This is a genomic window from Pseudonocardia sp. TMWB2A (genome assembly GCF_017312135.1).
In genome coordinates this window covers 1,667,135-1,679,159 of sequence record NZ_QKQY01000001.1, presented here as the reverse complement: position 1 = coordinate 1,679,159, position 12,025 = coordinate 1,667,135, and the positions used below count along the sequence as shown (strand labels likewise).

The following is a 12,025-nucleotide window of genomic DNA, read 5'->3' as shown; positions in this document are numbered from 1 at the left end:
TGGGGGCAGCGGCCTTTTTTGTGTCTATAGCTTATAGGCGGTCTTGAGGCCTCAGGGCGGTCACAGCAAAGGCTGAAGCGCCGCCGGAATATCGTCGCGCGCCGCAACGGGAGCGAGGACCGTGCGTGCGCCATCGGTGTCGCCATCCTTGACCAGCGCGCTGGCCAGCTTGTAGCGCAGTTCCGGCGCGTCGGGCCGCTGGTTCACCGCCTGCCGGTAATGGCGCGCGGCGGTGGCATAAAAGCCTTTGCGAAATTCCAGATCGCCCTTGATGCGCAAGCTGGTCGGGTCATTTTCAAAGAAGGGAATGGTCGTGCGCATCAGTGCAAGCGCCTCTTCTTCCTTGCCCGCATCGGCAAGGTCGGTCGCCTTCATCATGATCGCGACCGGACTTTTCGGGTCTTTCTTCAGCACCTCGGCGGCAATGGCGAGCGCGCCCTTGCGGTCATTGCGCTCCCACAACACCGTCGCCTTGCCCAGCTTGGCCGGAAGGTCGAGCGGATAGGCCGCAATCGCCTTGTCGAACCAGATTTGGGCATTGGCCAAATCGCCCTTGGCGAGCGCGACATCGGCGTTCATCATCTGCACGTCGAGTAATGCGGGCGCAATCTCTGCCGCTTTGGCCGCCAGTGTTGCAGCCTCATCCAATGCGCGTTCGGAATGGCGCAGCCGTGCCATATTCACCAGCAAGAGCGGGTCTTGCGGGAAAGCGGCCAGCCCTTGTTCAAATTGTTGCGCGGATTGCGCATCCTTGTCGAGCGCACCAAAAGCCTCCCCGCGCAGCCGGTATATCTCCGCGCTATCGGTATCGCTTGCTTGTTCGCCGAGCAGGTCGAGCGCCTTGGCGGGCAGCATTTGCTGTAAATAAGCGCGGGCGAGGAGCGGGCGGGTTTCGACCTCACCGGCCCCGCCTTCACGGGCGAGCGCGATTTCGCGCTCCGCCGCAACGCCATCGCCCAATTGGATCATCACCTCGGCAGCCAGCAGCCGGGCTTTGACATTTTTGGGATCGGCTTGCAGTGCGTTCATCAATTCGACGCGCGCGGATTGATAATCATGCGCAGCGTGGAAGGCGACCGCCTTGGCCATCGCTTCTTCGGGATTTATGTTCCGGCATCCGGCTATCAACGTCAATGTGCAGGCGGCGGCCAGCATGAGCGCGCGGCGATCCATGTCCTTATCTCCTGTGCGGGTGAGGGCAATTTCCAATTAAGGTCAATTTTACATGGATTGGTTTTTACATGGATTGGTGAAAAAAATATTATTGTTGCGGCACGGGCGGCGGATTTTTTGCGGACGTGGCGGCAAGAAGCGGACGCAAATCCGCCGGAATATCCCTAGCATTGGCGAGCGGGGCAAGCGTGCGCTGCGCACTTTGTCTATCCCCTTCAGTAAGATAGGCGCGCGCGAGCAGATAACGCGCCTTCACAATGTCCGGCGTCAGATTATTTGGCGCCGCATTATTTGCTGCCGCATTATTTGCCGTAAGCCGCAAAATCTGTTCGAAGCGGTCAATCGCGAGCGAGAGATAATTTTGTTGCAAAGCAATCTCGCCCGCCGCGAGCAGCATATCGGGACGCTGCGCAATAATCGCCGATTTTTCGCGCAACAGCCGGTTGGCCGCTTCCATATCGCCATCCGCCACCAGTTGCCGCGCTTTCATCAAGATGACATCGGGATGGTCGGGGGCCTGTTCGACCAGTTCATCGAGCAAGGGGGCCAGCGCATCGTCATCGCCTTGCGCGGACAATATTTTCATCATGCCGATTTTGGCGGCAATATTGGCGGGCCGGAGTTTGAGTGCCGCGCTATAATAGGTGCGTGCGCCGGCCATATCCTTGGCCGCGCGGGCGCTGTCGCCTGCAACCAGCATCGCGGCGGCATAGTCAGGATCAGCCGCCACCGCGCGCTTGGCATAATTTTGCGCGTCGCCAATCTGGCCCTGTTGCAGCGCCAGCCGCGCGCGCATCGCAAGCAAGGGCGCGTCCTTGGCATATTTGGTCAGCCCGCCATCAAATTCATTTTGCGCTTTGGCGGGGTCGCGCAGCAACAGCCAGGCCGCGCCGCGCATCCGGTAGGCCGCAGCACTATCTTGCGCGCCATATTCGGCGAGCAGGGCTTCGGGCTTTTTCTGTTGCAGCAAGGCTTGGGCGAGCAACGGCGACACTTGTGCGTCCGGCGTGCCAAGGTCGCGCGCGCGGCGGGCGCTCGCTTCGGCCTCCGCCCCTTCGCCCAGCGCCAGATGGACGCGCGCGTTGAGCAGATATAATCGCGCATCATCGGGCGCGCGTTGCAAAGCGCCTGCCAATTCGATCCGCGCCTCGCGATATTGATGCCGCTCGAACAAGGCTTGCGCGGTTTCGAGCGGCGGCTTTTCGGGCGCGGGGCGACAGGCGGACAGGCCGAGGGTGGCGGCGGCCACAAGCAGCATATAGGCTGTTTTCTTCGCTCTTGCTGTCACGCTTTTTGCCAATCGTCCTCGACCCCTATGCGGTCATCTTTACGCGAGCGGCACCGGTCCCGCCAACTCTTTTCGCTTCCCCTGATGCGGTGTAGCTGGCATGGCGGCGGCGCTATGCTTGACCAGCGCATCCTCTTTATCGACGCCGAAGCGATTATCCTTGATAAGCCCGCAGGATTGGCGGTTACGCGGCCCAAACAGGGCGGGCTCAGCCTTGAAAATTATCTTGCCAGCCTGACCTTCGGGTTCCAGCGTTGGCCCGAACCTGTGCATCGGCTCGACCGCGATACGTCAGGCTGCCTGTTGCTCGCGCGTAACCCCAAGGCGCTGAAACGCTTTGCCCAAGCGTTCGAGCAACGACAGGTGGGCAAAGACTATATCGCGGTGCTGGAGGGTGTGCCGGACGGCACAGAGGGCAGCATTGACAGCCCCTTGTTCAAAATATCGACCAAGGAGGAAGGCTGGCGCATGGTCGTCGATGCACGCGGCAAGGCGGCGCGCACCGATTGGGAAGTGCTGGCCGTTAAGGAAGGCCGCGCGCTCGTCCGCTTCCGCCCCGAAACCGGCCGCACCCACCAGATCCGCGCCCATGCGCTCTATGGCCTTGGCCTGCCGATTGTCGGCGACAGGGTTTATGGGGGTGCCGCCACAGGGACTACACCGATGCTGCTCCATTCAAGCTTTTTGTCGGTCATGCGCGCGGGCAAGCCGCCGGTTGCCGCGCGCGCGCCTTTGCCTGACCGCTTCATCGCGGCAGGCTTTGCCGATCCCGACACGCCCGATACCTATGTCGATCCGCGCGCGCACCAACGGCCAGTGGCGGATGGCTGACCCTTATATCCTGCCCGAAGATCTGATCGAGGAACGCTTTATCGCCGCGTCCGGACCGGGCGGGCAGAATGTCAACAAGGTCGCCACTGCCGTCCAGTTGCGCATCAATATTTATGCGCTCGGCCTGCCGCTCCATGCGTTCCGCAAGCTTAAACAATTGGCGGGCAGCAGGCTCAACAGCGAGGGCGATCTGGTCATCACCGCGCGCCGTTTCCGCACGCAGGAAGCGAACCGCACCGATGCACGGGCGCGCGTGACCGCCCTTATCGCGCAAAGCTTTGAACGCGATCCCCCGCGCATCAAAACCAAACCCAGCAAAGCCGCCAAGGCCCGCCGCGTCGACGCGAAGAAAAGCCGCGCCAGCGTCAAACAAGGGCGCGGCAAGGTGCGGCCGGATTAGAAAAACCATGACTGCAAAAACGGCCCCACCCGTTTTTTCCGTCAAATTGTAACAATTGTGATTATGGAGCTTTTTCTAGACTATCGGGCTGCCCCTTCACGGGAGAAGGGCGGCGATAGCGACACGACCGGGCTTGGATTGGAACCGGACGATCATGACGTGGATAGATGCGCTGGATGCGGAAGGGGCGAAGGCATTGACGGCAAGGCTGACCGGCCTTGCTGTCCGCACTGGCGTTGCCGCGCAGGATGCGCCCGATCTGGTGCAGGACGCCTTCGGAAAATTCCAGCGTTATGCGGTCAATAATAGCGTGGAGAATCCCGAAGGGATGCTCCGTCGCATCGTGGTCAATCTGGCGATAGACTATACGCGCGCGCGCAGACGCAACCGGATTTCGCCGATTCCTGTCGAAGATTATGACATCGTCGATAAAAATCCGCTCCCTGATGCGGTTTTGATGGGGCGGCAACGTCTGAAACTCATAGAGGCCGCCTTTGCCGCGCTCGATCCGTTAACGGCTGCAATCATTCGCGAGCATAGGATTGAGGGCATCAAGCTGGCGGAGGTTGCAAAACGGCATGGCGTGAGTTTGAGTACGGTGGAAAAGAGGTTGGCCAAAGGATTGAAGCAGTTGATTGACCGGGTGCATAAGGCCGCGTCCGAAGGGTGAGCATGATGGCAAACAGCATATCCGACCCTTTGGCGGCGGTGCGCGACCATGGACTTGCGCTGATGCTGCGCGAGCAGGCGGAGGGCATGGGGACGCAATCCTTCCCCGAACTCGATCAATGGCTGGCCGAAGATATGGCCCATGCCGAATTTTATGCCGAAGCACGCATGATGTGGGATGACCTCGCATTGGTCACTGCAACAGAACCGGCTTCTGCACCTGAAGTCGACACTGAAATTCCGGCTAAAATTCCGGCCAATGATAATTGGTTCAAAATGGCGCTGGCGGCGAGCGTTGCGCTTTTTCTGTGCGTCGGAAGTGCCTTTTATCTGTGGCCTTCTGGCGGGTATGAAACCGCCGTGGGCGAACAGCTTGCCGTCACGTTGGACGACGGATCGCATGTCGCGCTCAATACCGACACCTTCATCAAACCCGAATTTACCCGTGAGGCGCGAGTCATCGAAATCAAACGGGGCGAAGCCTTGTTCGATGTTGCACATGACACCAGCCGCCCCTTCATTGTCCGTTTCGGGGATGATTATGTCCGCGCGACCGGCACCCGCTTTGCGGTGCGGATTGACCGCGGCAAATTCGAAGTGTCGCTGATTGAAGGCGGTGTGGTCGCCGGACGGGACGGTAAGCCGACAACGGTGCGGCATCTTGTGCCGGGCGAGCGCATCAGGCTGGTCGATGCACGGGCGCCGCTGGTGGACCGGCCCGACCTTGATTCGCAACTGGCTTGGCGCTCCGGCGAAGTGGTGTTCGACAATGTCCCGCTTCACGCGGCGATCCGGGAAATGAACCGGTATAGCCACACCAAATTGGCCCTTGCCGACCCCGCTATGGGAGAGCAGCGGTTGAGCGGCGTTTTTGCGGTGACAAATAATAGCGAGTTCGCTGCCGCTGCGGCCGGCCTTTACGGATATAAGGTGCGGCAACAAAAGGGCCTTATCCTCTTGGCGCCCCGTTGAGCGCCAGAGAAATTTTTTTCCATACCCGTTACGGGATTGGGGACGCCCTATCGTCTTTACCGTCAGGACGACGCAAAGCGTGGTGTTATCCACATATGCCGTCATCCATCAGAATATAAACATAGGCCGCTTCAATATTAATGAAGTAAAAATCCATATAATTTGGATGATGCTGCGCTATGTTTAAATCTCATTTAAATAAAATATTAAAACTATAGCAAGACATTCGAGTCTGGCTCTAATTATATAGTTATAATAATCTCATAAATAATTATCATATGTAACATTAGAGTCATATTATCTCCCTATTCGGACGCTGCGTTGAGGGGTTTACTTTAAGAATCCACGCGCAAGGAAAATGGCAAAGATATTTTGCCTTCAAGGTTTAGGGGGTTCGATTGCGTATCCGGATTCTTGTTGCGGGCATTTCTGCGGCGGCATTATTGCCGACCGGTGTTCAGGCGCAGCAATCGGCTGCCACCCCGCCGGACGCCGGACAGGCATTGCCGTCCGTTGCGCAGGCCTCGGTCGCTGGTCAGCCCGTAGCAGTGCCGCCCGTCACCGATGCGCCTCCAGCGCCGCCCGCGCCGCCTGCCGAAGATGCGCCGGACATATCTGCGCCCGCGCCTACTGGTGCGACGGGCCAAGCATCGCCGTCCAAACTTGTCGATATTCTGAATTATCGGATCGAGGGCAATACGGTGCTTTCGGTGATGGATGTTGAAAAAGCCGTCCTGCCGTTTTTGGGGCCGCAACGTCCGGTTGCCGACGTCGAAAATGCGCGTGCGGCGCTGCAGGCGGCCTATCGCGAAAAAGGCTATGAGACCGTTGCGGTCGAAATACCCGATCAGGATGTGCGCGGCGGTATCGTGCAACTGGATGTGATCGAAATGCGGGTCGGGCGTCTGCGCGTCGCCGATGCCAAACATATCTCGCCTGAACGTATCAAAAATGCGGTCCCCAGCCTCAAGGAAGGGGGCGTTCCCAATTATCAGGATGTCGCGAAGGAAATGGCGGCGATTAACCGTTCGCCGGACCGTACCATTTCGCCGACATTGATGGCCGGTGACGCGCCGGGCACGGTTGATGTCGTTCTTCAGGTCGATGACCAAAGCTCTGTTCATGGTTCGCTGGAACTGAATGACCGTCACAGTGCGCGCAGCGAGCGGCTGCGCGTGGCGGCGTCGGCGCGCTATGCCAATCTTTTCCAGCGCGGGCATAGCGTGGGTATCCAGGGCCAATTCGCCCCCGAAGATCCGGGGCAAAGCTGGATCCTTTCCGCCTCCTATGTCGCGCCGATCCAAGGAACGCCGTGGACCATCGTCGGCTATGGCGTCCATTCGGAAAGCGACGTTGCCGCAATTGGCGGCGTCGGTGTTCTGGGCAGCGGCAATATCTTTGGCCTGCGCGGTATTTACAGCTTTACCACCGGTGAGGGGACCAGCCCTCTGCAGCACCAGATTACCGCCGGTATCGACTATAAGGATTTCGAAGAAAATCTGGTGTTGGGTTCCGACACCGCCAAAACGCCGATCACCTATATACCGTTCAGCCTTGCCTGGGCCGTATCGGAAGCGGGCGATAAAGATAGTTTCGAAGGCGGTATCGGTCTGCATTTCGGTATTCGCGGGTTCGGGGCTGATGAACGGGCTTTCCGCGACAAACGCTGGAATGCGAGTGCAAGCTGGCACGCTATCCGCCTCAACACCGCCTATCGCCATCGCTTTGCGGAGGACTGGTCTGCCTCGGCGCGGATAGACGCGCAATTTGCGGGTATGCCGCTCATCTCCAACGAGCAATTTTCGGCAGGCGGGCTTGAAAGCGTGCGCGGCTATCTCGAAAGCCAAGAGCTGGGCGATGACGGTGTCTCCGGCCAGTTCCAAATCGAAACGCCATCGCTGATTCCGCTCAGCAAGGATCAGGAATTGCGCCTGTTCGCGTTCGCCGATGGTGCGCTGTTGCGTATCTATGACCCGCTTTCGACCCAAGCCGCCCGCATTGATCTTGCGAGCACGGGCGCCGGGTTGCGGCTGCGTTTTCTGGAGCGCTTCAACGCGTCCGTTCTCATGGCCACGCCGCTTTTGAACAAGGGCGGCGCAACTTTCGACATCGACAGGAAATTTCGCATCCAGTTCCGTCTCTGGACGGAATTTTGAACGGTTTGAACAGGAGGAATAGTTCAGTGAAGCATCCCATTTTAGCTTCTCTTTGTGCCGCATTGGCCATGGTTGTTGCAACGCCTGCAGCGGCCTGGTGGAATGATGGCTGGACCGAACGCCGCGCGGTGACGCTGGATAGCGGAACCGTGGCCGGGGTTAAGGAAGGTTTGCAGCGCCAGCCCGCCCTTATCCGTCTGCACAATGGCGTCCTCGACTTTTCAAAGGTCAAGGCGGACGGCAGCGACCTGCGTTTTGTCGCAGAAGATGACAAGACACCGCTCAATTTCCACATCGAAAAGTTCGACCCTACCGCCGGTCTGGCGTTGGTCTGGGTCGATGTGCCGACGGTCGCGCCTGCATCGAAACAGAAAATCTGGCTCTATTATGGCAATGCAGGCGCAAAGCCGGGGGCTGCGTCCAATGCGACCTATGACGCATCGCGCACGCTGGTCCTCCACCTCAACGAGGATGCACCGGTCGACGCGACCGCCAACCGCAACCAGATCGTAACGGCGGGATATAAGCCGATTGCCGATGGTCTTATCGCGGGTGCAGCCAAGCTGGACCAAAGCGGATCGATGCAGGTTGCGGCGAGCCAGAGCATGGCAGCGGCAGCAGGCGCGGGCACCAGCTTTTCGGTCTGGGTCCGCCCTGCCGCAGCGCAAGCCGACCAAGCCCTTATCTATACCCGCAAGGCGAGCGCCGGTGGCGCGGATGTGCTTCAGATCGGCGTGCGTGCAGGCGTGCCTTTCCTCAAACTAGGCGCGACCGAAGCGGCCGCGACAACCCCGCTCGCCCCCGACGCGTGGAACCATGTCGGCGTATCGGCAGGGCCGGAAGGCGCGGAACTATTCGTCAATGGCGTGTCGGTTGCGCGCATTGCCGGAGCATTGCCGGCCATTGCCGGGGAAACCATCATCGGCGCGTCGGGCGACATTGCCGCGCTGGCGGGCGATTATGACGAGATCAGCCAGAGCAACAAAGCCGCGCCTGCCTCGGCTTTTGCGCTCGCAGCAACCGCACAGGGACGTTCGTCCAACTTTGCCAGCGTCGCATCCGAAGCCGAAGGCGCCGGGTCGGGTGGGCATAATTATTTCGGTATCCTGTTCGGCGCGCTGACGCTCGATGCCTGGATTGTCATCGCAATCCTCGGTGTCATGGCGGCGATTTCCTGGTTTGTGATGATTACCAAGGGGATGTTGTTCGGGCGCACCGCCAAAGCAAACAGCGCCTTCCTTGCGCAATATCGTGAGGAACTGGCCAAGCGCAATGACGCCGAAATGTTGGTGAAAACCAATATCGGCCAGACCGCGCCCGATTCCTCGCTCGCCAAACTGTTTGAAACCGGCCAGAGCGAATTGCGCAACCGCGTCGATGAAACCCCGCGCGGTCATGGTCGTCCCGCCGTCGCGCCGGAATCGGTGGCCGCTATCCGCTCGGCACTTGATGCCACCCAGGCCCGCGAAATGCAGCGGCTGAGCAAATCCATGGTGCTGCTTACCATCGCGATTTCCGGAGGGCCGTTCCTCGGCCTGCTCGGCACCGTCATCGGGGTGATGATTACCTTTGCGGGCGTTGCCGCAGCAGGGGATGTCAACATCAACGCGATTGCGCCGGGTATTGCCGCCGCATTGCTCGCGACCGTGGCCGGGCTTGCCGTCGCGATCCCCGCGCTGTTCGGCTATAACTATCTGCTGGGGCAACAGAATAATATCCTGACCGACAATCAGGTATTTTCTGACGAACTCGAGAAGAAATATCTCGAAACGTATCGCTACCAGACCCATCACGCCGTCGCTGCTGAATAGGAGGATGTGATGCAGGTCCACAGCCAGCCCAAACCTTATGACGAGATCAATATCACCCCGATGCTTGATCTTGCTTATGTGTTGCTCATCATCTTCATCGTCATGACCACCGCGTCAGTGCAGGGGATCAAGGTCAATGTCCCCAAGGCCAGCTCTTCGGTGAGCCTTGCCAAGCCGACCACCAAAGCGATTACGATCGACAGTGATGGCCAGATCTATCTCGATACTTTTCCGGTAACGACCGACGAACTGGAATCGCAACTGCGCGCTTTCAAAGCGGTCACGCCGGAATTTCCGGTCGTCATCAAGGGCGATCAGGTGAGCCAATATGGCCGCATCATGGAAGTGCTCAACATTTGCGCGAGCCTCGGCATCACGCAATTGGGCCTCGTGAGCGAACGGCAGAAGAGCTGACCCATGGCTTTGTCCGCTTTCGACACACCCAAGCGCAAGCGTGTGGATGACCGGCTTATCGGGCTAGGCTTTGTCCTGCTTGCCGTGTTGGCTCTTGCGGCGGCGTGGTGGTTCATAAGCAATAGTGATGGCCAACCCGTCAAAGTCGAGCGGGTTATCCAGGAAATCACCGTTGTCGAACCGCCGCCGCCGGTCGAACCCGAGCCTGAAGAAAAAATCATGGAGGAAGAACCGGAAATCATCGAGCCGGAAGATACGCCGATCGAAGATAAGCCGGTGGAGCAGCCGACGCCCGACGAGGCACCCGCGGCGTCTTCCGAGCCTTCCCCCACACCGACCGCAGCGCCTGCCGGACTCGACCGTGCAGCCGATTCCGGTTCGGACAGCTTCCGGCTCGCAGCCGGTGGCGGCGGTGGTCTTTACGGCGGCGGTAGCGGGCGTTTCGGACGGGGCGGCGGCGGCCTTGGCGGCTGGCGCAATACGGTTGAAGCCCATGTCCGCCGCGCACTCCAGCGTGACCCGCGCACCAAAGCGGCCAACGGGTCGGTCAATGTAAATATCAGCATCGCCGAAAGCGGCACCATCAACGGCGCGCAGCTTTTGAGCTCGTCGGGTGACGCCAAGCTTGATGCTGCCATCCGGGAGGTTCTCGCCAACCTGCCGCCTCTATCCCAGCGTCGTCCGGACAATGTGGGGGCGTCCACTTATGCGACGATCAACCTCAAACGTCCGGGCGGCTAGCCAGATTTTTCACGGAGAAAATTCAATGTTTCGTTCCAAATATATCATGCGGTCCTTGGCGGCAATTATGGTTCTGGCAACGCCGGCCGCTGCGTCGGCACAAGCGAATGACGAAATGGGAGTAGAACTCCTCCAACTGCTGGTCGATGAAGGCGTCATTCCTTATGACAAGGCGCAGGAGCTGCTCAACCGCGCGCGCCAGAAGGCTGAAGAACGCAAACAGCGCGACACCCATAATGCGGCATCGCAACCGATAAACGTATCCTATGTGCCGGAAACCGTCCGCGCGCAGATCAAGGAAGAGGTCAAGGCCGAAGTCATGGCGTCGGCCAAGCAGGAAGGGCTGGTAGCCCCCGGCGTGTTGCCCAAATGGATGGACGGGTTGGAACTTACCGGCGATTTTCGTGCGCGTTACCAATATGAAAATTTCGATAAGGATAATTTCCCTTTTTTCCCCGATCTCAACCAGATTATCAGAGATGGTGGGGCGCCGCTTAAATTACCGCCATCCATGAACTCGACACAGGATCGCGGGCGTATGCGTTACCAGGCGCTGTTGGGCGTCAATGCGCAGATCAGCAAACAGGTCAAATTCGGTTTGCGTCTGGGCTCGGGCGATGCGCCCGGCATTGTATCGACCAACCGCACGCTGGGCGATTTTTTTGCGCATGACGGCGTATATATCGACCGCGCTTATGTCGAACTCCGTCCGGTGGACCAAGTCGCACTTGTCGCGGGCCGGATGCCCAATCCTTTTTATTCGACCGACATGATGTGGGACGGCGACGTTAATCCCGAAGGCGCGGTCCTTGTGGCCAACCATAAAATCGGCCCTGCGCGCCTGTTCGCGACAGGTGGCTATTTCCCGATGCAGGAACGGGAACTTTACTCCGACCGGTTCATGGTCGGTGGTCAGGTCGGCGTCGATGCGGAACTGGAAAGCGGGCTGAGCTTCAAGCTTGCGGGCGCTTATTATGATTTCGAGCGGATGCAGTCGAAGAAAAATACGGTCAATTCGCGGCTTAACGATTATACGGCCCCCGTTTATCTCTCGCGCGGCAACTCGATTTTCAATATCCGCAATGACGGGCTGACATCCTTGCCGGGTCTTGCGTCCGAATATGATATTCTCGCTGTTACGGGGAGCGTAGGTTATCGCACGCCCGATATCGCAATCGGCGTGACCGGCGAATATATCCAGAATCTTGCTTTCGATGCGAATGAAATCAAAGCGCTGCGCGTCGAACCCGGTGTCGAGCCCGGCGACAAGGGTTGGCAGGTGCGGCTTGATGTCGGATCGGAACTGCCCGGCCGTCGTCTGACCAATCCGGGCGATTGGCGGCTTGCGGCAGCCTATAAGCATCTTGAAACCGATGCGGTGCTGGACATTTTAACCGACAGCGATTTCGGTCTCGGCGGCACCAACGTCAAAGGCTATTTGCTTGAAGGCGAATATGCGGTGTTCCGCAACACAACGCTTGGCCTTCGCTGGTTGAGTACCAACCAGATTGCGGGCGCGCCCTATGCGGTGGACGTGCTGCAAGTCCATGTCCGTACCGGATTTTGAGGA

At 59.0% G+C, this 12,025-nt stretch carries 11 protein-coding genes; 9 read left to right on the top strand and 2 right to left on the bottom strand.

Annotated elements, in window-relative coordinates; genetic code table 11:
* Positions 1–60 precede the first annotated feature (60 nt).
* Together DMP17_RS07805 and DMP17_RS07800 are read right to left on the bottom strand one after the other, a co-directional pair.
* Positions 61–1,173, bottom strand: a complete 1,113-nt coding sequence (locus DMP17_RS07805; protein ID WP_337828501.1) for a tetratricopeptide repeat protein — start codon at positions 1,171–1,173, stop codon at positions 61–63.
* 88 nt (positions 1,174–1,261) lie between these two features.
* On the bottom strand, positions 1,262–2,431 hold the full coding sequence (locus DMP17_RS07800; RefSeq protein ID WP_337828500.1) for a tetratricopeptide repeat protein: 1,170 nt from the start codon (positions 2,429–2,431) through the stop codon (positions 1,262–1,264).
* 144 nt (positions 2,432–2,575) lie between these two features.
* On the opposite strand from DMP17_RS07800, the gene DMP17_RS07795 reads away from it, so the two are divergent.
* From DMP17_RS07795 to DMP17_RS07755, 9 genes are all read left to right on the top strand, one after another.
* A complete protein-coding gene (locus tag DMP17_RS07795) occupies positions 2,576–3,292 on the top strand; it encodes an RluA family pseudouridine synthase (protein WP_337828499.1) in 717 nt (238 codons plus the stop codon).
* Positions 3,249–3,692: an alternative ribosome rescue aminoacyl-tRNA hydrolase ArfB gene (arfB, locus tag DMP17_RS07790; RefSeq protein WP_337828498.1), complete on the top strand. Its 444-nt coding sequence runs from the start codon at positions 3,249–3,251 to the stop codon at positions 3,690–3,692. The genes DMP17_RS07795 and arfB overlap by 44 nt, the downstream gene beginning before the upstream one ends.
* A gap of 154 nt (positions 3,693–3,846) precedes the next feature.
* Entirely contained in the window at positions 3,847–4,362 is a 516-nt protein-coding gene (locus DMP17_RS07785) for an RNA polymerase sigma factor (protein ID WP_337828497.1), read from the top strand.
* 2 nt (positions 4,363–4,364) lie between these two features.
* Positions 4,365–5,333, top strand: a complete 969-nt coding sequence (locus DMP17_RS07780; RefSeq protein ID WP_337828496.1) for a FecR family protein — start codon at positions 4,365–4,367, stop codon at positions 5,331–5,333.
* A 398-nt stretch (positions 5,334–5,731) separates the two neighbouring features.
* Positions 5,732–7,489 (top strand): ShlB/FhaC/HecB family hemolysin secretion/activation protein, encoded by a 1,758-nt coding sequence (locus DMP17_RS07775; RefSeq protein ID WP_337828495.1) that lies wholly within the window; start codon positions 5,732–5,734, stop codon positions 7,487–7,489.
* 26 nt (positions 7,490–7,515) lie between these two features.
* On the top strand, positions 7,516–9,300 hold the full coding sequence (locus DMP17_RS07770; RefSeq protein ID WP_337828494.1) for a DUF2341 domain-containing protein: 1,785 nt from the start codon (positions 7,516–7,518) through the stop codon (positions 9,298–9,300).
* 9 nt (positions 9,301–9,309) lie between these two features.
* Positions 9,310–9,714 carry an ExbD/TolR family protein gene (locus DMP17_RS07765; protein WP_337828493.1) on the top strand — a complete coding sequence of 135 codons (405 nt, stop codon included), beginning with the start codon at positions 9,310–9,312 and terminating at the stop codon, positions 9,712–9,714.
* A gap of 3 nt (positions 9,715–9,717) precedes the next feature.
* Positions 9,718–10,455: an energy transducer TonB family protein gene (locus DMP17_RS07760; RefSeq protein ID WP_337828492.1), complete on the top strand. Its 738-nt coding sequence runs from the start codon at positions 9,718–9,720 to the stop codon at positions 10,453–10,455.
* Between the two features lie 55 nt (positions 10,456–10,510).
* Complete coding sequence (locus DMP17_RS07755; protein WP_337828491.1) at positions 10,511–12,022, top strand: putative porin; 1,512 nt, start codon at positions 10,511–10,513, stop codon at positions 12,020–12,022.
* The last annotated feature ends 3 nt before the right edge of the window (positions 12,023–12,025 follow it).